This is a genomic window from Hymenobacter lapidarius (genome assembly GCF_001816145.1).
In the GTDB taxonomy this organism is placed as follows: domain Bacteria; phylum Bacteroidota; class Bacteroidia; order Cytophagales; family Hymenobacteraceae; genus Hymenobacter; species Hymenobacter lapidarius.
The window spans coordinates 126,621-146,007 of record NZ_MDZB01000074.1 but is presented as its reverse complement, the minus strand read 5'-3'; the positions used below and the strand labels follow the sequence as shown (position 1 = coordinate 146,007).

Annotated in this window: 18 protein-coding genes; 6 read left to right on the top strand and 12 right to left on the bottom strand. The window is 57.3% G+C overall.

The window, feature by feature from the left end; translation table 11 throughout:
• Nucleotides 1-204: 204 nt before the first annotated feature.
• The 3 genes from murA to BEN47_RS04995 form a co-directional block, all read right to left on the bottom strand.
• Nucleotides 205-1,512: a UDP-N-acetylglucosamine 1-carboxyvinyltransferase gene (gene murA, locus BEN47_RS05005; protein WP_070725709.1), complete on the bottom strand. Its 1,308-nt coding sequence runs from the start codon at nt 1,510-1,512 to the stop codon at nt 205-207.
• 98 nt (nt 1,513-1,610) lie between these two features.
• Nucleotides 1,611-2,360: a DUF4290 domain-containing protein gene (locus BEN47_RS05000; protein ID WP_070725708.1), complete on the bottom strand. Its 750-nt coding sequence runs from the start codon at nt 2,358-2,360 to the stop codon at nt 1,611-1,613.
• Nucleotides 2,361-2,449: 89 nt separating this feature from the next.
• Nucleotides 2,450-4,696: an ATP-dependent helicase gene (locus BEN47_RS04995; protein WP_070725706.1), complete on the bottom strand. Its 2,247-nt coding sequence runs from the start codon at nt 4,694-4,696 to the stop codon at nt 2,450-2,452.
• A gap of 101 nt (nt 4,697-4,797) precedes the next feature.
• On the opposite strand from BEN47_RS04995, the gene BEN47_RS04990 reads away from it, so the two are divergent.
• Nucleotides 4,798-5,376 carry a DUF3109 family protein gene (locus tag BEN47_RS04990; RefSeq protein ID WP_070725704.1) on the top strand — a complete coding sequence of 193 codons (579 nt, stop codon included), beginning with the start codon at nt 4,798-4,800 and terminating at the stop codon, nt 5,374-5,376.
• A 136-nt stretch (nt 5,377-5,512) separates the two neighbouring features.
• Here the strand turns inward: BEN47_RS04990 and BEN47_RS04985 are convergent, their stop codons facing one another.
• Nucleotides 5,513-5,971 carry a peptidylprolyl isomerase gene (locus tag BEN47_RS04985; protein WP_035567467.1) on the bottom strand — a complete coding sequence of 153 codons (459 nt, stop codon included), beginning with the start codon at nt 5,969-5,971 and terminating at the stop codon, nt 5,513-5,515.
• A 184-nt stretch (nt 5,972-6,155) separates the two neighbouring features.
• On the opposite strand from BEN47_RS04985, the gene BEN47_RS04980 reads away from it, so the two are divergent.
• On the top strand, nt 6,156-6,782 hold the full coding sequence (locus BEN47_RS04980) for a fasciclin domain-containing protein (protein ID WP_070725699.1): 627 nt from the start codon (nt 6,156-6,158) through the stop codon (nt 6,780-6,782).
• Between the two features lie 70 nt (nt 6,783-6,852).
• On the opposite strand, the gene rsgA is transcribed toward BEN47_RS04980, so the two are convergent.
• From rsgA to BEN47_RS04955, 5 genes are all read right to left on the bottom strand, one after another.
• A complete protein-coding gene (gene rsgA, locus BEN47_RS04975; protein ID WP_193427131.1) occupies nt 6,853-7,824 on the bottom strand; it encodes a ribosome small subunit-dependent GTPase A in 972 nt (323 codons plus the stop codon).
• Nucleotides 7,821-9,071, bottom strand: a complete 1,251-nt coding sequence (locus BEN47_RS04970) for a 3-deoxy-D-manno-octulosonic acid transferase (protein WP_070725697.1) — start codon at nt 9,069-9,071, stop codon at nt 7,821-7,823. The genes rsgA and BEN47_RS04970 overlap by 4 nt, the downstream gene beginning before the upstream one ends.
• 46 nt (nt 9,072-9,117) lie before the next feature.
• Complete coding sequence (locus BEN47_RS04965) at nt 9,118-9,711, bottom strand: peroxiredoxin (RefSeq protein ID WP_070725695.1); 594 nt, start codon at nt 9,709-9,711, stop codon at nt 9,118-9,120.
• A gap of 97 nt (nt 9,712-9,808) precedes the next feature.
• On the bottom strand, nt 9,809-10,582 hold the full coding sequence (locus BEN47_RS04960) for an enoyl-CoA hydratase-related protein (protein WP_070725694.1): 774 nt from the start codon (nt 10,580-10,582) through the stop codon (nt 9,809-9,811).
• 72 nt (nt 10,583-10,654) lie between these two features.
• Complete coding sequence (locus BEN47_RS04955) at nt 10,655-11,953, bottom strand: aspartate kinase (RefSeq protein WP_083322136.1); 1,299 nt, start codon at nt 11,951-11,953, stop codon at nt 10,655-10,657.
• A gap of 200 nt (nt 11,954-12,153) precedes the next feature.
• Between BEN47_RS04955 and fbp the strand changes: the two genes are divergently transcribed.
• Entirely contained in the window at nt 12,154-13,173 is a 1,020-nt protein-coding gene (gene fbp, locus BEN47_RS04950; protein WP_070725692.1) for a class 1 fructose-bisphosphatase, read from the top strand.
• 67 nt (nt 13,174-13,240) lie between these two features.
• Here the strand turns inward: fbp and BEN47_RS04945 are convergent, their stop codons facing one another.
• The 3 genes from BEN47_RS04945 to yihA all read right to left on the bottom strand — a co-directional run bounded on the left by BEN47_RS04945 (nt 13,241) and on the right by yihA (nt 15,047).
• Entirely contained in the window at nt 13,241-13,825 is a 585-nt protein-coding gene (locus tag BEN47_RS04945) for a DUF5606 family protein (protein WP_239691499.1), read from the bottom strand.
• A gap of 73 nt (nt 13,826-13,898) precedes the next feature.
• Nucleotides 13,899-14,351, bottom strand: a complete 453-nt coding sequence (locus tag BEN47_RS04940; RefSeq protein ID WP_193427130.1) for an energy transducer TonB — start codon at nt 14,349-14,351, stop codon at nt 13,899-13,901.
• A gap of 78 nt (nt 14,352-14,429) precedes the next feature.
• Complete coding sequence (gene yihA / locus BEN47_RS04935; protein ID WP_070725690.1) at nt 14,430-15,047, bottom strand: ribosome biogenesis GTP-binding protein YihA/YsxC; 618 nt, start codon at nt 15,045-15,047, stop codon at nt 14,430-14,432.
• Nucleotides 15,048-15,446: 399 nt separating this feature from the next.
• On the opposite strand from yihA, the gene BEN47_RS04930 reads away from it, so the two are divergent.
• The 3 genes from BEN47_RS04930 to porT all read left to right on the top strand — a co-directional run bounded on the left by BEN47_RS04930 (nt 15,447) and on the right by porT (nt 19,361).
• Nucleotides 15,447-17,705 (top strand): OmpA family protein, encoded by a 2,259-nt coding sequence (locus BEN47_RS04930; protein WP_193427129.1) that lies wholly within the window; start codon nt 15,447-15,449, stop codon nt 17,703-17,705.
• A 175-nt stretch (nt 17,706-17,880) separates the two neighbouring features.
• Nucleotides 17,881-18,609 carry a bifunctional demethylmenaquinone methyltransferase/2-methoxy-6-polyprenyl-1,4-benzoquinol methylase UbiE gene (gene ubiE / locus BEN47_RS04925; protein WP_070725689.1) on the top strand — a complete coding sequence of 243 codons (729 nt, stop codon included), beginning with the start codon at nt 17,881-17,883 and terminating at the stop codon, nt 18,607-18,609.
• 29 nt (nt 18,610-18,638) lie between these two features.
• Entirely contained in the window at nt 18,639-19,361 is a 723-nt protein-coding gene (porT, locus tag BEN47_RS04920; protein WP_158010855.1) for a type IX secretion/gliding motility protein PorT/SprT, read from the top strand.
• Nucleotides 19,362-19,387: the final 26 nt, after the last annotated feature.

Sequence of the window (19,387 nt, the reverse complement as noted above, 5' to 3'; positions counted from 1 at the left end):
CCTAATCAGCAATATAAAAGAGCCCCTGCTGGTAATTCAGCAGGGGCTCTTTCGCTTATTCGTGGCTTTTAGACTTCCGCTACCAGCACTCCCAATGTAGTGTCCTGCGACAAATGAGGTAGAACCCTGTTAGATTACGAGGCCGTTGCCTGCTGTCCAGATTTAACAGAAGGAAGCATAATGGCAGGCTTGAAAAGGATGAATCTACTGAATTCGTCGAATATCAGCTCCCAGCGCATTGAGCCGTTGGTCGATGAACTGGTAGCCGCGGTCAATCTGCTCCACGTTGAGGATGGTGCTGGTGCCCTCGGCCGAAAGGGCGGCGATGAGCAGGGCGACGCCGGCCCGGATGTCGGGCGAAGTCATGGTGATGCCGTTCAGGCGCTTGGTGTGGTCGAGGCCAATGACGGTGGCGCGGTGCGGGTCACAGAGAATAATCTGGGCGCCCATGTCGATGAGCTTGTCCACGAAGAACAGGCGGCTCTCGAACATTTTCTGATGAATGAGTACCGTGCCTTTAGCCTGGCAGGCCACCACCAACACGATGCTAAGCAAGTCGGGGGTGAAGCCGGGCCAGGTGTGGTCGCTCACCGTGAGAATGGAACCGTCCAGGTAGGTGGCAATTTCATAGTGCGGCTGAGCCGGAATGTGAATGTCGTCGCCCCGGAATTCGATTTTAATGCCCAGCTTGCGGAAGGTGTCCGGAATAAGGCCCAATTCGGAAATCTGGCAGTCTTTGATGGTGATTTCGGAGCCCGTCATGGCCGCGAGGCCAATGAAAGAGCCGATTTCTATCATGTCGGGGAGCATACGGTGTTCTGTGCCGCCCAGGCTTTGCACGCCCTCAATGGTGAGCAGGTTCGACCCGATGCCCTGAATATTGGCGCCCATGCGCACCAGCATGCGGCAAAGCTGCTGCAGGTAGGGCTCGCAGGCAGCGTTGTAGATGGTGGTGGTGCCTTCGGCCAGCACGGCGGCCATCAGGATGTTGGCCGTGCCGGTCACTGAGGCTTCGTCGAGCAGCATGTGCGTGCCCGTCAGTTTGCCTTCCACTTTAATGCGGTAGAAGTCCAGGCCTTCCAGCGTAAGCTTGCCGCCGAGCTTTTCCAGGCCCAAAAAGTGGGTGTCCATCGGCCGGCGGCCAATTTTATCGCCGCCCGGCTTGGGCAGTTGGCAGCGGCCGAAACGGCCCAACATAGGCCCCAGTATCATGACCGAACCCCGCAAAGAACCCGCCTGCGCCACAAAATTCGGCGTGTCCATGTAGTCGAGGTTCACGTTCTCGGCCTGGAAAATGTAGGTATCGGTGGCCAGCTTGCCCACTTTTACGCCCAAATCGCGCAACAGCTCAATGAGCTTGTTGACGTCGCGGATGTCGGGGATGTTGCTGATGGTAACCGGCTCCGACGTCAGCAATACCGCGCAGAGAATCTGGAGAGCTTCGTTTTTGGCGCCCTGGGGCGTGATTTCACCGTGCAGTGTTTTACCACCACGTACTTCAAATGCAGCCATATGATTTAAGCTTCAAGCTACAAGCTGCAAGCCGCAAGCCACCCTGTAAGGCTAGAAAAAAGCTTGCAGCTTGTAGCTGACAGCTTGCGGCTAAAATATTATTGAGGCGGCTGCTGGGGCTCCTGGCTGCGGCCTTTCTTGCGCTTCTTGCCGTTTTTATTGCCGAAGCCATTACCCCGGTTGTCGCGGTCGCGGCCTTCGCGGTTGTCGCGGCCCTCTCGCCGGTCGCGGCCTTCGCGCTGCTGGGGCTGAGGCACGATGAAGGCCTTGGTAGCGCCCGTGCCGGCCGGCATTTCAAACAAGTTATCGCTATCTACCACGGCCGGGTCGAGCTTGAGCTGACCGCCCGAGAGCTCGCTTAGATGTCGCAGAATGGTCACGTCCTTGGCGTTCTCCTTGTTGTGCTGGCGATAGAGGAACTTCATGGTCCGGCCAATTTGCACAGTGGCCTGCTCGCGCTCGGCTTCGTCTTCAAGGGTCACGGCTTTAGCGATAAGTGCCTCCACGGCAACGCCGTAGGCGCGCAGTTTCGGGCCCTGGCGGGGGTAGGGGACGCGGGCGGGCTTTTCGGTGCGCACGGTGAGGCTGCGGAGTGGCACTGGCGCCTCCAGGGTCACTTCTTCGCCGGCCAAGGCGTGCAGGTGGTTCCAGAGGCGGGTTTGCACCTCGGGCAGTTCGCGCAGCGCGGGCTGCAGGCGCAGCATCAACTGCACTATTTGCCCGGCCCGTTTGGTGCGCTCGGCCACGTCCTCAATGTCTTTGAGGCCCAGAATGAGCTGGTAAGTGCTGTGCCCGTATTCGCGCACCAGCAATTGCAGGTGGAAGGGGAGGGTGGTGAGGTCAGTCATAGAAAGCAATAAGAGAGGCCGCCGATGGCAAGGCTCAGGCCAAAGATAGGAGGACAAGCGCATGCCTGACCCGTGTCGGCGGCAGAAGATTAGTGCAGCCGCAGCTTGGCGAAACTCAGCAGCAGCACCTTTTCGCCCACTTCCTCAAACTGAATGGTGGCTTTGGTGGTACCCTGCTGGGTTTCGAGCGCACTCACCACCCCAAAGCCGAACTTGGCGTGCTCCACGCGCTGCCCGCTTTGCAGGTTCGACGTGTCGGAAGGGGTAAAGTCGGCCGGAGCTACGTAGTTGGTAGCTTGCACTTTGCGTGGCGCGGTGGGAATCAGGTTCGAGCGCCGCTCAAATACGTGCTGAAACGGCGACTCGCCCGCGCCCGGCCCGGCGGCAAACTTGAAGTTGACGAACTGTGGGTCGATTTCGTCAAGAAAGCGGCTTTTCTCGCAGCTGCGCAGGTTGCCCCACTGGTAGCGCGAGGTCGCGTAGCTCAGCGTGAGCTTTTTCTCAGCCCGCGTGATGGCCACGTAAAACAAGCGCCGCTCTTCCTCCAAATCGGCCCGCGAGGTAATCATCATCTGGCTGGGAAAGAGGTTCTCCTCCATGCCCACGATGTACACGTTGCGGAATTCCAGGCCCTTGGCCGAGTGAATGGTCATCAGCGTCACGGCTTCGCCTTCCTGCGCCGCGTCCTTCAGGTCGGAATCCGTAACCAGGGCAATGTCCTGCAGGAACGCGCCGAGGCTTTTGTCCTCACGCTCCGGGTCGTCCACGTATTCTTTAATGCCGTTGAGCAGCTCCTGCATGTTTTCATAACGGGAGAGGCCCTCAATGCTCTTATCGGCATATAGCTCCTCTAGCATGCCCGAGTTCTTGGCAATGAACTTGGCCGCTTCAAAGGCATCTTCCTTGGCCGCGACGGCAATGTAGCTCTTGATTTTTTCGGCAAATCCCACCACCGGGTTCGACACCCGCGCTGCCATAAACTGGTCGGCGTTGGCCACCACTTCCCACAGGGTGTGGTTCTGCTCGTCGGCGGTAGTAATTAGTTTGCTGATGGTGGTGTCGCCAATGCCGCGCTTCGGGTAATTAATTACCCGACGGATGGCTTGCTCGTCGTTTTGATTGACAGTGAGGCGCAGATAAGCCACCAAATCCTTGATTTCCTTGCGCTGATAAAAGCTCAGGCCTCCGACAATTTTGTATTTAATATTTAATTTCCGCAACGATTCTTCCATCGCGCGGCTCTGCGCGTTGGTGCGGTACAGAATGGCAAAATTATCGTACGACAAATGCCCGTTCATCTTGTCCTCGAAGATGGAAGCGGCCACCAATTTGCCCTCCTCGTTGTCGGAAGCAGCTTTCAGGACCTCAATCAGCGTGCCGTCTTCGTTCTCCGAAAATACGTCTTTGCGCAATTGCGCCTGGTTGTTTTTGATAACCGAATTCGCCGCCCAAACAATATTTTTCGTGGAACGGTAATTTTGCTCCAGTTTAAATACCTGCAATTCCGGGTAATCTTTCTCGAAATTGAGAATGTTGGTAATATCCGCGCCGCGGAAGGCGTAAATACTTTGCGCATCGTCGCCCACCACGCAGATATTTCGCTCTTTTGCGGCCAGTTTGCGGGTGATTAAATACTGCGAGTAGTTGGTGTCTTGGTACTCGTCCACCATCACAAACCGGAACATGTTCTGGTACTTGTTCAGTACGTCGACGTGGTCTTTAAACAGCACGTTGGTGTTGAAGAGCAGGTCGTCGAAATCCATTGCCCCGGCCTTGAAGCAGCGTTGCTGGTACTGCTGGTAGAGCACCCCGATTTTGGGCCGGAGCGCCGCCTCGTCGTCGGCCTTGATGGCCGCGTCGTTGAGGTACTGGTTCACCGAAATCAGCTTATTCTTGGCGGCCGAGATGCGGCCCAGCACCAAGCTGGATTTGTAGAGCTTATCGTCCAGTTCCAGCTCTTTCACAATCTGGCCCATCAGGGTTTTGCTGTCCTGAGAGTCGTAGATGGTAAAGCTGCGCGGGTAGCCAATCTTGTCGGCTTCGGAACGCAGGATTTTGGCAAACACCGAGTGAAAAGTGCCCATCCACAGGCTGCGGGCGGCGGGGCCCACCACCTTTTCCACGCGGGCACGCATTTCCTTGGCGGCCTTGTTGGTGAAGGTGAGGGCGAGGATGTTAAACGGGTCAACGCCCTTTTCGAGCAGGTTGGCGATGCGGTAAGTGAGTACCCGGGTTTTGCCCGAGCCGGCCCCGGCAATAATCATGCACGGGCCTTCGGTTTGCATAACCGCGGCCGCCTGCGAGCCATTCAGAAGGGATAAATAATCTAGAGCCATCAGCGAATTAAGCCGCCTTTTGGGCGGTTGACAAAGATACGGCCACCGGGTAGGGGGCGCAACGAATTTCTAGCCCCGTGGGCGGGGTTATCTTTGTTCTAATGATTATTATTCAAGAAACGGTCATCTCCGACGACATCGCCGACAACTTTTTTGTCTGCAACCTCGAAGCCTGCAAGGGCGCCTGCTGCGTGGAGGGCGACCTCGGCGCCCCCCTCGAAGAACCCGAGCTCAAGATTCTGGAGCAGGAATACGCCAACATCAAGCCCTTTCTTACCGATGCGGGCCGGGCAGCCATTGAGGCGCAGGGCCTCTATATTAAGGACTGGGAAGGTGACTTCAGCACCACCACCATTGAGGACAAGGAGTGCGCCTACGCACTCTACGACGAGCGCGGCATTCTGAAGTGTGGTATAGAGCAAGCCTACCTGGCCGGCGCTACCACGTTCAAAAAGCCCATTAGCTGCCATCTGTACCCCATTCGCATCACCAAATACGAGGGGTTTGATGCCCTGAACTACGACCGGTGGGGCATCTGTAACCCGGCTTGCTCGTTTGGTGGTTCGCTGGGGGTGAAGGTGTACCAATTTCTTAAGGACCCGCTCATCCGCAAGTACGGCGAGGGCTGGTACGGCGAGTTGGTGCGGGAAATTGAGAACCCGAGTCCAGGGAAGAAATAGAAGGAGATGTAGTAAATAGAACGTCATGCTGAGCTTGCCGAAGCATCTTTACCGCGCAACTAATTAATTTTAGTATGGCGGTAGAGATGCTTCGGCAAGCTCAGCATGGCGTTCTTCTTTGCTTTCAGGTATAAGCTTACGCCTCCTTCACCACAATCTTTTCAATTTCGTCGTTGGCCTGAATCTGGTCGATAACCTCCACGCCTTCTACAACTTTGCCGAATACGGTGTGCACACGGTCGAGGTGGGCGGTGTTCTGGCGGTCGTGCACCACGAAGAACTGAGAGCCACCGGTGTTTTTGCCGGCGTGGGCCATGCTCAGGGCGCCGCGCTCGTGGTACTGGTTGTTGCCGCTGGTTTCGCAGTCAATTTTGTAGCCGGGGCCGCCGGTGCCGGGCTGGCCCTTAGCGCCTTCACGGGTGTTGGGGCAGCCGCCCTGAATCACGAAATTGGGGATGACGCGGTGAAATTTCAGGCCGTCGTAGTAACCTTTTTCGGCCAGGTCAATAAAATTTTTAACGGTTTTCGGAGCGTCTTGCTCGTAAAATTCAACCTTCATAACACCTTTCTTGGTGTGGATTTCGGCAGTTTTCATGAATTCGCGGGTTTGGCGGAAGAAATAAATGGCAGGTCCCCAACGCGGGGCTCTAAGAACAACGAAGGTAGGAAATCGGTTGGGTCCGAAACATCCAAAGGGGTTTCGCATTTCGTAAGCTCGACGGTGAATCCCCATATTTGCAGATAACAATTTTCACAACACCCAATTCACCTCATTTTTCATGAAAAAGCAATTTGCCCCCCTGATGGCCGCTTTGGCCACTTCGCTCATGCTGGCTAGCTGCAGCACCGAAACCAAAACCGAAACCGACGTAGTGGCTACAACCGCTACTGACTCGGAGGCTACTATGGCCGGTGACTCGGCTCGTATGGCCAAGCCTGAGGGCGTAATGGTAGACGGTGTGGCTATGACAGCCGATAAGGACATCGTGGACAACGCCGCTGGTGCTTCGAGCGTGAGCACGCTGGTATCGGCCGTGAAAGCTGCTGGCTTGGTTGAAACCCTTAAAGGCGCTGGTCCTTTCACCGTGTTCGCCCCCACCAACGCTGCTTTCGACAAGCTGCCTAAGGGTGCCGTAGCCGGCCTGATGGAGCCCGCCAGCAAAGCCAAACTGGCCGGTGTGCTCACCTACCACGTTATCGCCGGCCGCCTGGTGGCCGCTGACCTGAAGGATGGTCAGGAGCTGACCACCGTGAACGGTGCGAAACTGAAAGTAACCGTAAAAGACGGCATGGTGATGGTTGGCAACGGCAAAGACGCCCCCGCTACCGTGCAAATCGCCGACGTTATCTCAAGCAATGGCGTGACCCACGTTATCGACACCGTGATTCTGCCCGCTGCTAAGTAAGGCAACTTAGTTCCTGCAAAAATCCCCGCTGGTGAGAACCAGCGGGGATTTTTTTTGGGCTTAGTGCCGGTTAATGCCGGTTGTCCTCGCCGGCCAGCATGCTCAGGTAGCTGTCGTAGCGGGGGAGGGCGATGCGGCCCTGGTCCACGGCCTCGCGCACCACGCAGCCGGGCTCGTGGGTGTGCTGGCAGTTGTGGTAGCGGCACTGGTTGAGCAGGGCGCGCATTTCGGGGAAATAGCCGGCCAGCTCCGCCGGGGGCATGTCCACAAGGCCCAGCTCTTTAATGCCTGGAGTGTCGATGATATGGGTGCCGGGGCGCACCTCCAGCATTTCGGCAAAAGTGGTGGTGTGCACGCCTTTGTCCGAAAACTCGCTGATTTCAGCCGTTTTCAGGTCCAGGTCGGGCACCAAGGCATTGATGAGCGTGCTTTTGCCCACGCCGGAGTGGCCGGCCAGCAGGCTCACTTTGCCATCCAGCAGGTGGTCGATTTCCGGGACGCCTTCGCCGGTAGTAGCCGCGCAGGTAAGGCTGGGGTAGCCCAGGCTGGCGTACATGCCCGCAATCTCGGCCTGGTACTCAAAACCCTCGGCGTCGTAGAGGTCGGTTTTGTTGAATAGCAGCGTGACGGGCACGTGGTAAGCCTCGGCCGTGACTAGGAACCGGTCGATAAAACCAAATGACGTGGCCGGCGACACCAGCGTGACGACGAGCAACGCCTGGTCCAGATTGGCGGCTACGATGTGCGAATGGCCGGTTTTGTGCACCGAGCGGCGAATGATGTAGTTGCGTCGCGTCACGATGTGCGAAATAACCGCTGCCCCTTCAGCCTGCGCTTCTACCGTGAATTCCACGTGGTCGCCCACGGCCAGGGGGTTGCTGACCTTCAGGCCTTTAATCTTGAATTTGCCCCGTAGGCGGCACCGGTACAGCTGGCCGGTTTCGAGGCCGCGCACGATGTACCAGGAGCCGGTGGACTTCACCACTGTGCCGTGCAGCAGGGGGTTGGGGGAAGCAGGAGCAGGGGGGAGGTCGGGGGTCATGAGGCGGTAAGGCCGGGCAGAGCGGCCATGATGGTGCGGGTGGCGCCGGCCTGGCCGTGCACGTAGTCAAGCATGGCGTCCTGGAGCCGCAGGCGGGCTTCCTCGTGGTGCCAGAGGTAGGTAAAAGTAGTTTCGAGCCCCGTCGCGTTTTCAACCGGAAACGCGCATTTGAGGACTACCAATTCCACGGCTTCTTGAAACTTGGCGTAGGTGGGGCCAAAAAACAGCGGCAGGCCGAACGCCGCGGCTTCCAGCGTGTTGTGCAGGCCCTTGCCAAACGCCCCGCCGATGTAGGCGTATTTACCGAAGCGGTAGAGCTGGCTGAGCAGCCCAATATTATCGAAAAGCAGGATGCGTGCCTGGCCCACGGTGGCCGCGTCGGCGTGCGAGTACCGCTGCACCAGGCCCGGAAAGGTGGCCTCAACCAGGCGTAGGTTGGTTTCGGTTATCTCGTGCGGTGCCACGAGCACCCGCAATTCGGGGCCATAGCGCCGGATGAGGGGCATCAGAACCGGCAAGTCTTCGGGCCAACTGCTGCCTACAACTAACACGGGCGCTCCATCGGCCACGAAGGCTTCCACTACGGTCAGCGAGCGGGGCGGGGCCGCCGCCGTAGCCACCACCGTATCGAACCGGGTATCGCCGGCCACGCTCACCTGGCTGATGCCCGCTGTCCGCAACAGCTGGGCCGACGCCTCGTTCTGAGTAAAAATGTGGGAAACCCGCTTCAGAATTCCCCGGAAAAACCCTCCCCAGGGTTTAAAGAAAATCTGGTCGGGGCGAAAAATGGCCGACACCACTATGGATGGAATGCCCCGCTGGTGCGCTTGGTACAGGAAATGGTACCAGAACTCATACTTTACAAACACCACGAGCCGGGGCCGGACGATGTCAAAAAAAGCCCTGGCGTTGTGCTCGGTATCGAGCGGCAGGTAGAAGATATAGTCGGCTCCGGGCCAGCTCTTCCGGATTTCGTAGCCTGATGGGGAGTAAAATGTGAGCACCAATTTGGTGCCGGGATGGGCACGGCGGTAAGCTTCGAGTAGGGGCCGGCCCTGCTCAAATTCGCCCAGTGAAGCGCAGTGAAACCAGACGCGGGGCGCCGGGTCTGGTCCAATGGTGTGGCGGATGTGGGCCAGCAGGTCCCGGCGTCCTGCCACCCAAGCAGCAGCCTTGGGCACAAAAGGTGCTACCAGGCGCAGCAGCAGGCCGTATAGACCCAGGGCGGTATTATAGAGAAACAGCAAGGCCCAAAATTACGCCACGCAACGCCAGCCCGCGCCAGCGAAGGACTTATAAGTTGCTGTCGTGGGAGTCGGCTTCCCAGTCCACGGGACATGCTTCCCCGTTTTTCTCGTAGTGCTGCAACGCATCCACCATGCGCAGGGCCTCGCTGATGCTGCGGCCCAAGGGCCGGTCGTTCACCAGCTGGTGCCGCACAATGCCGTCTTTATCGATGATAAAGAGGCCGCGATACGCCATGGGCGAACCGGTATAGGTCATCTCACCCTGCGCATTGTAGTCGTAGTGGCCGCCCAGCACGTCGTAGTTGGCCGCAATCGTTTTGGTGGCATCGGCCACCAGCGGGTACTTCACGCCGGCAATGCCGCCGGTGTCGCGCGACTTGAGCTGCCAGGCCAAATGGGCATACTGCGAATCGGTGGAGCAGCCAACCACGGCCACGCCCCGCCGCTCAAACTCCTCCAGGCGGTCCTGAAAGGCCAGAATCTCGGTGGGGCAGATGAGGCTGAAATCGGAGGGGTAGAAGTAGAACAGGACGTGTTTTTTGCCCAGATACCGGTCCAGCGAAAAATCCTCCTCGAAGGTGCCGTCAATAACGGCGGTGGCTTTGAAAGAAGGGGCGCGCTTGCCTACGAGAACTGCCATTTTAGAAGCGTTAGAGGGTTGATTGTTGCCTTGTACGGGACATGAGCCGGGCCGTTATGCTTTGCCCCACTCAACGAAGCATAACGGCCGGGCCGGGTTAGCGTCCTTTGAACTCCGGCTTGCGCTTTTCCACAAACGCCGCCATGCCTTCTTTCTGGTCTTCGGAGGCAAACGTGAGGTAGAAGTTCTTCCGCTCGAAATGCAGCCCCTCGTCCAGATGGGTTTCAAACGAGCGGTTTACCGATTCCTTGGCCAACCGGGCTGCCACCGGCGACATGGCCGCAATGCTGGCCGCCAGGCGGTAGGCTTCCTCCAGGTACTGGCCCACCGGCACCACGCGGTTTACCAACCCCACCCGGCGCGCTTCCTGCGCCGAGATGAACTCGCCGGTGAGCACCATTTCCATGGCCTTGGCCTTGCCCACGGCGCGCGTGAGGCGCTGCGTGCCCCCGGCGCCCGGCATGGTGCCGATGCGAATTTCGGGCTGCCCAAACTGCGCCGTTTCCGACGCCACCAGCATGTCGCAGGTCATGGCCAGCTCGCAGCCGCCGCCCAGCGCAAACCCCGACACGGCCCCGATGAGCGGCTTGCGGAACTTGCGAATTTGGTCCCAGGTGCTGAACTGGTCGGTGATAAGCATGTCGATGGCCGTTTTGCCGGCCATTTGCTTGATGTCGGCCCCAGCGGCAAAGGCGCGCTCGTTGCCCGTAATCACCACCACGCGCACGGCGTCGTCCTCGTCTAAGGCCTTAAGGGCATCGCGGATTTCCTGCATCAATTGCAGGTTTAGGGCGTTCAGCTCTTTGGGCCGGTTGAGCTGGATGAGGGCTACGGCCGGGCGGGCCTGGGGGGTAACGAGAATGAATTCCATGGGGGAGGTGTAGCGCGAACTCTCCGTTCGCGGGTGAATAAACAGGGATAGGCGCGAGGGTTTTAGGCCCCGCTACGCGGCGCACACAAACTGAAACGTGCTGCGCGTGCGCTGCTCCAGCAGCAGCCGCTTGCCTTCGGTGAGGCGCGCAATGCTGGCCGCATCGTAATTCTTGATGGTGAACAGCGTGAGGCCCGTGTTGTAATGCAGCGTAAATTGCTCGCGTAGCACGTCCAGCAGCTGGTGCACCCGCCGCTCCGAATAATCGACGCACACCGAGAAGCTGATGGCCGAGTTCTGCATCACGTTAATTTTGAGCTTGGCCTGCGCCAGCGCCGCGAAGATTACCGCCATGTTCTCCTCCGAGATAAACGAAAAATCCTTGCTGGCGAAGGACAGCAGCGTCTGGTCCGTCTTCCGAATAAAGGCCGGGGCCAGCGCCGGATGCTGGCAGTCGTGAATGAGCGTGCCCTCCGCCTCGGGGTCCAGAAATGACTTCACCCGCAGCGGAATGCCGCGGTCGGCCAGTGGCTTCAGCGTTTTCGGGTGAATGACCGATGCGCCGTAGTAGGCCATCTCAATGGTTTCGCGGTAGCTGATTTCCGGGTACCGCACGGTGTCCGCAAATATTTTGGGGTCGGCGTTGAGCAGGCCGGCCACGTCTTTCCAGATGGTCACGCTCTCGGCTCGCAGGCAATAGGCGAGGATGGCGGCCGTATAGTCGGAGCCCTCGCGGCCCAGGGTAGTGGTGAGGCCGACGGCGGTTCCGCCTAGGAAGCCTTCTGTTACGATGATTTTGGCATCAACTAACGCCTTATTCACAAATTCTTCCGTTTGTACTTCCGTTGCTGACCAGTTCACTTTGCCCTCGCGCCAGACTTCATCGGTTCGGAGCAGCAATTGCGCAGGGACGTGGCGCGTCGTAAATGATAAGAAGTACGTAAGCGCAGTGCTAGCCAAAAGGGTTGAAAACCTTTCACCATAAGACACTATTTGGTCGTAGCCTTGGTCGTAAGTTTCAGGCATGTGGACTAGTTGCATAAACTGCAGTTCCTCAGAAAGAGAGGCAGTAAGTTGCTGCAATTGACGCTGTAATTGTGAAAGACTTATAGTTGGAATTAAGTTAGCTAGCTCCACGCAAGCCTGCTCATGGTAGCCTTCTAGTGCTGACAGCTGCGCCGAGTAACCCTCGCCCAGATATGCCAAATCATAAATCTCCTCCAGCGCGTTGGTCGTTTTGCCCATCGCTGACACCACAATCACCAGCGGCCCTTGTGGGCCATGGTCCCGCACAATGCGGCAGAGGTTCAAAATGGCCGCTGCGTCCTTCACCGATGCCCCGCCGAACTTATACACCTGTATATTTTCCATCATCGGCAAAGGTAAGCGGGCCCTCAGGCTTCGCCGAAGGAGCTCCGAAAACTTGTTTTCAACCGCCTGCGCCTCCCTCGGCCGAACATTTGAAACCGTGGCGTGTTGGGCACGGCTCCATTCTGCCCGAAGGATTTCAGCCTTCCGCGAGTAGCTTTGTAGGGCATTCCTGCCCCTTCATATTCGATATTTCCATCCCCATGGACCATAATAAACTGGCCCTCCCCGTTGGCACTACCCTCGACCGCTTCATCATGCGCAAACAGGAGGATTTCCCCTACGCTACGGGAGAATTGTCGCAGCTGCTGCGTGACATTGCGCTGGCCGCCAAAATTGTAAACCGCGAAATCAACCGCTCCGGCCTCATCGACATCGCCGGCGCCTATGGTAGCCAGAACGTGCAGGGCGAAGACCAGCAGAAGCTCGACGTCATTGCCAACATCCGCTTCATCCGCGCCCTGCGCAACGGCGGCGAAGTATGCACCATCATCTCCGAGGAAGACGACGAGATGATTCAGACCGGCAACAACCAGGGCAAGTACGTGGTGGCCATCGACCCGCTCGACGGCTCTTCGAACATTGACGTGAACGTGAGCATCGGCACTATTTTCAGCATCTACCGCCGCGTGTCGCCCACCGGCCGCGAGGGCACCGCCGCCGACTGCCAGCAGCCCGGCACCCACCAAGTAGCCGCGGGCTACGTCATCTACGGCTCCAGCACCATGCTGGTGTATACCACCGGCAACGGCGTCAACGGCTTCACCTACGAGCATTCGCTGGGCGAATTCTTCCTCTCGCACCCCGACATCCAGACGCCCAAAACCGGCAACATCTACTCCATCAACGAAGGCAGCTCCGACTCGTTCTCGCCCGGCGTCGCGGCTTTCGTTAAACAGTGCAAAGACAACAGCTTCTCGGCCCGCTACATTGGCTCCTTGGTGGCTGATTTCCACCGCAACCTGCTCAAAGGTGGCATCTACATCTACCCCGCCACCGCCAAAAACCCCAAGGGCAAGCTGCGCCTCATGTACGAGTGCAACCCCTTGGCCTTCATTGTGGAGCAAGCCGGCGGCAAAAGCTCCAACGGCTACCAGCGCACCATGGAAATCGAGCCCAAAACGCCCCACGAGCGCTGCCCGGTGTTCATCGGCAGCCGCGAACTGGTGGAGCATGCCGAGGCTCATTTAGCCAAAGAGAAAAAGGCCGTCGCTTCCAAATAATATCCCTGACGCCCACAAAAAAGCGCCTCTAACTCAGAGGCGGCTTTTTTGTGGGCGTCAGAGTTTGCTACTCTGCGCTTTTGCGGCTTTTCTTGGCCGGTGCGGTATCGGTGCTTTCGGCAGCAGCATCGTCGGCTTTAGGCGCCTTGCGCTTTGCTTTAGGAGCTACTTCTTCGCTGGCTGGTGCTTCGGCTTCAGCTGCTGCTTCGGGTGCGGCGGCCGCTTCCTGATATGGTACATGCTTGCTCACAATACCAAACCAGGTGGTCAACTTCTTTATGTCGGACAGGTACACCCGGTCGCGGTCAAAGTCAGGAATTACGCTGGCCATGAAGTCGGTCAGCTCGGCTTCGCTCGACTTGGAGGTTACCGGCGAGGTGCCGCCGTGCTGCTGATGTATGCGCTCAAACACTTCCGAGAGGGGCACGGTCTGGTCGGGGTCCTGCGTATAAATGGAGATTTCCGACAGCAGCGACACTTTGTTGCGGGCTGGCGCCAGCGTGCGGGTTGCTCGCTCGTCCAGGCTCTCAACCAGGACGCCGTGGCGTGCGGCGCGCACTAAGCGGTACAGGCCGGGCATGCCGCTAATGGCGGCCAACTCTTGCAATTCGTAGGGCATCTTGTAAAAAATGAAATGGAGGATGAAGAACAAAGAAGGAGGAATGAAAAGCCTGGGTTGCCCCAATTCTTCATTCCTCCGCCCTCATTGCGCAGCCAAAAGTAAGCTATTCCCCGCCTTCGGTCGCGTTGGAGCCGGTCACGCCCAGCTTAAACACGATGGGCAGGCTGGTCAGAATAGGGTATTCAGGCTTTTTGAACTTGAGCAGGCGCACCACCCGCAAGGCTTCTTCGCCGGTGCCGCCGCCCACCTGCTTCACCAGCTTGATGCCCATCATGGTGCCATCCGGGTTGAGCGTGAAGCTCACAATGCACTGGCCCTGAATGCGGTTGCGTTTGGCTGTGAGCGGGTATTTCAACTCCTTGGCAATGAAGGCATACATGGCCTCTTGCCCGCCTTCGTAGTACTCGGCAATGGGAATCACCTTGCCCGCTGCGCCCAGGCCAGTGCCCTTCTCGGCTTGAGCCGGAGCCGCCGGAGCCGTTTGAGCCAACGCCGGAGCAGTGCCGGCCAGCAATAAACCGAGGGCCAGGCGCGAAATAGAAGATTTAGTAATCATAATGTACAAGAGATGAAAAACGAGAAGATGAAAAGGCCAGTGTGAGTAGTCCGTTCAGGGCAATTTAGGGACCAACTTTTAGGCGTTCTCCGTCTCCGGCGCCCATTGTTTGTTTATTTCGGAGATGAACGCCAGCACCTCATCGCGGCCCAGTCCGGTTTCGGCCGAAGTTTGGAAATACCGGGGCAGCTCGTCCCATATCTCGCTCATCTTCTTTAGGTAATCGGTTACCAGCGCCTTGGTTTGCGCGGTGGACTGCTTGTCCGTCTTCGTGAAAATCATGACAAATGGAATGCCTTCTTCGCCCAGTTTCTCCATAAATTCCAGGTCGGCCGCCTGTGGAGGGTGGCGCGAATCAATCAACACACACACACACATCAAATTGGCGCGGTTGCGTAAGTAGTAATTAATCATTTTGGCCCATTCAGCGCGGGAAGTTTTGCTCACTTTCGCGTAGCCATAGCCTGGCAAATCGACTAGATACCATTTGTCGTTGATGGAAAAATGGTTGATTAGCTGGGTCTTGCCGGGGGAGGAAGACGTCTTGGCCAGCCCGTTGCGGCCGGTCAACATATTGATTAGAGAGGATTTGCCCACGTTCGAACGGCCAATGAAGGCGTATTCGGGAACGGTAGGCGCCGGGCACAGGTCGGCCCGGGAATTGCTGGTCAGAAAGCGGGCATCATGGATAACCATTGAATTACGGGCAATAAATAAAAGCGAGAGAAAGCGCAAAATTACGCCGGAATGAACGGCTATTTCCTTGATGCTTCTATATTTGCGCGGCATATCTGCCAATCCGGCGAGGGATTAATGCCGTAATTGCACGCCATAGAAAAGCCGAGATTCTGCCGTAAACAGCATTTGGTGAGCAAAAACCTATCTTTGCCGGCCCGCACTTCCATATGAAGCAGCCGATTCTTTAAGCTCCAAACTGTAGCATACGGTTACCTTCTCTGCAAACAGGCATTAAAGCCTAACCCTACGGCCGTTTTTCAGTATAAGCCCCCAATGCCACCTGCTGTTCTACCCATCTGTAGCGCCTTCCTTTCGTAATATCCCTTCAGAATTACTTTTTTTCAAATCACTCCTCCAATGGACAACTTATCCAGAAGGTTACTACAAGCGTCGTGCGCTGTTGCCCTCACCGCCGCTATCGCCGCTCCGGCACAGGCGCAAAGCACGCGTAAGGACCTAAAGTCCGGCAACAAGTTCTTCGAGCAGGAAAACTACCGCGCTGCCCTTCCTTACTACGAGAAAGTGTTGGCCAAAGACCCGAACAACGCCAAAGCGTTGTTCAACGCCGGCATTGCCTATATGTCTTTCGACAAGGAAAAGGCCAGCGACTACATCTACAAAGCCCAAAAGCTAAAGCCAAAGGTGTCGAAAGACGTAGAGTACTGGCTTGGTCGCGTTGACCACCTCAATTACAACTTCGATGAAGCGGTAGTTCACTTCCAGGCTTACAACGCCACGCTGAAGAAAAACGACCAGCGCAAGGAAGAACTGGCGCAGCTCATTCAGCACAGCAAAAACGCCAAGGTGCAGTTCAACTCGCCGAAGGATATCTTCGTGAAGAACCTGGGCCCCACCATCAACACGCAGTTCTCGGAGCACAGTCCGGTGATTTCGTCCGATGACAAGACACTGCTTTTCACCTCGCGTGGCGAGAACGTGACCGGTGCCACTGGCAAACCCAGCGATTCGAAGAACAAGAGCATTGCCGCCGACGGCGAGTACTACGAAGATATTTTCGAAGCCAAGCGCGTGGACGATGAGAACTGGGAGAAGCCCCGCTCGCTGAGCGCGGCCCTCAACGGTAAAGGCCACGACGCCTCGACCCAGCTGTTCGACAACGACACCAAGCTGCTGATGTATCGCAACGATAACAACGGCGACATTTTCGTATCGGAGAAAGGCAGCACCGGCGAATGGACCGCTCCCAAGCCCTTGGGCAGCAACATCAACTCCAAGTCGTACGAAGGTGATGCTTACATCACCCCGGACGGATTGACTTTGTACTTTGCGACCGGCCGTTACTCGGAAGACGGCAGCCTCGACCTGTACGTTTCGACCCGCTCGAGCGTGAACGGCGAGTTTGGTCCTGCCAAGTCCATGGGCGGCGCCATCAACACGAAGTATGACGACGACAGCCCGTACCTGAGCAAAGACGGCAAAACGCTGTACTTCTCGTCGCGCGGCCACAACACCATGGGCGGCTACGACATCTTCAAGTCAGAGTACAACGCTGAAACCCGTCGTTGGGGCCAAGCCGAGAACATGGGTTACCCCATCAACACGCCCGATGATGACTCCTACTACCGTTTGAGCCCTGATGGCTCTTACGCTTACCTGAGCAGTTACCGCATCGGTGGCTACGGTGAGAAGGACATCTACACCATCAACTACATCAAAAACGCCATCATTCAGGGCAAGGTGTTCTCCTCGCGCGACAGCACGACGGTGATTCCCGGCGTGGAGCTGGTGTTCACCGGTGCCCAGGCCGACAAAACGGCCCTGAGCTTCCGTGACATCACCAAGCCCGACGGTGCTTACAAGGTGGCCGTGCTTTCGGGCCGTACCTACCAGGTAGCCGTGAGCAAGGACGGTCAGAACATTGAAACGCAGGAGTTTGCCGTGCCCGTGTCGACGAATGACTCGACGACCATTACGAAGAACTTCTACGTTAACTATATCGACACCACGTCGAACAACATGCTGGCGTCGAAGAACATTTACTTCGATACCGATAAGTACAAGCTGCGTCCGGAGTCGATTACCCGCCTGAACGAAATTAGCCAGATTCTGATGGCCAACACGGGCGTCAACATTTCGATTGAAGGCCACTGCGACTCGCGCAACACCGACGAGTACAACATGGTACTGGGCCAGAACCGTGCTGATGCTGCCTACAACTACCTTAAGAAGAAAGGTATATCTTCGACTCGCATGACTACCGTGAGCTACGGCGAGCGTCGTCCGGCCGCGCCGAACGATTCGCCTGAGAACATGCAGCTCAACCGCCGTGCGGAGTTCAAGACTCTGCTGCAGGAAGGCCAGACCATGCCCGCCACTGGCGGCATGATGGGCTCTGACACGGGTACCATGCCAGCCACCACCACCGGCAGCATGGGCTCCGGCACTGCTGTTCCCCTGACTCCAGGCAAGAGCAAGGTAAAAATGGCCGACGGCACCAAGGTGAAAACCAAGGTTGACGAGGACTCGGACAAAGCAAAAGTAAAGACCAAGAGCGCTGCCGGCGATACCAAAACCAAAACCAAAGACGGTGAAGTGGATGGCAAAGCCAAAGACGCTTCAGGCGAAAAAACCAAAATCAAAACCAAAAACGAGTAGTCGTTGAGGGTTTGTAAGTAGGGGAGCGGGCCGGGCAGTTTGTCCGGCCCGCTTTTTTTATGAGGCCCCACTGCCTGCTTTCTTCTTTTGTGGCGGGCTCAGCTAACAAACCTGGCCCGTTGGGCGTTGGGGGAAGACAATTTTCTCTCTTCTTTACCGTTCTTTGCGCCCGCTCATGGCCGTAGTACCCTACAAAGACAATTCCGCCGATAAGAAATCGCAGGTTGCCCAGATGTTTAACTCCATCGCGGGCAAGTACGATTTCCTCAACCACTTTCTCAGCGCGGGCACCGACATCTATTGGCGGCGCAAAGCGGTGGATGAGTTGAAAGAGTTGCGCCCGGCGCGTATCCTTGACATTGCCACCGGCACCGCCGATTTTGCCATTGAAACGTTGCGCACCGCTGCCACCGATGCCCACGTTACGGGCGTGGACATTTCGGAAGGCATGCTGGAAGTGGGCCGGCGCAAGCTGGCCGCAAAAGGCCTGGGCCACCGCATTCAGCTGGAACTGGGCGACTCCGAAAACCTGCCGTTCAAGGACGGCGAGTTCGACGCGGTGACTGCTTCTTTTGGCGTGCGCAATTTCGCGCACCTGGAGGCTGGCCTAGCCGAAATGCGCCGCGTGCTGCGGCCGGGCGGCAAGCTCGTTATTCTGGAATTCAGTAAGCCCACGGCGTTTCCGCTCAAGCAAGCCTATAATTTTTACTTCCGCCGGGTGCTGCCGGTTTTTGGCAAGTTGATTTCCAAAGACAATTCGGCCTATACCTACCTGCCCGCTTCGGTGCAGGCATTCCCCGACGGCTCCGACTTCTTGGCCATACTGGCCAAAGTCGGCTTTAAAGAACCTGCATGGCAACCACTTACTTTCGGCATCAGCTCGATTTACACCGCCCACAACTAAAGCGGCTCGGTCTCTTGGCGTTGCTGGTTTTGTTGCTGCCTGCCGCAGCTTCAGCCCAGCGCAAGTCCAGCTCCAAAGCCACCCGGGGCAAAGGCGGCTCGGTGAAGTCCATCACGGTAAAAAACCTGCCGGCCTACGACGACCGGTGGTTTCATCCGGGCATGTACGTGGCTTTCACCGGTTCGCGGTTCCTCATTGAGCAGTCGCAGTACTACATTAACAACCAGAACGTGACGGCCAACTCCGTAATAAGTCCCAGCCTCGGCGTGGGGTTTATTGGCGATGCGCGGCTGGGTGGGCCGGAGTCGCCGTTTGTGCTGCGATTGGCACCCGGCGTGAGCTTCCAGACGCGAAGCGTGGAATTCCGGCCGCGGGGTTATCCCAACGCCGATTCCATCGTGACCCAGGAAGTGACCTCCACGGTGTTACAATTCCCCCTGCTGGTGAAATACCAGTCGGACCGGCGCCGCAACAGCCGGGTGTACCTTATTGGCGGACTCAGCCCCAACCTGACGGCCAGCAATCGGCGCAGCGACCCCCTGAAAAACCAGCTCCGGGCCTTGGACAGCGACCTGACGCTGGAATATGGCGTGGGCCTCGACCTGTTCTACCCACTGTTTAAGCTGGCGCCCGAGCTGCGTTTTTCGCACGGGCTGCGCAACCTGCTGGTGGCCGATGACAACGTATTCAGCCGCAGTCTGCAGCGCATGACCACCAATTCGGTCACGCTCTACATCAACATTCAAAACTAGTTGTCAGTTGCTAGTTGGCAGTTGCC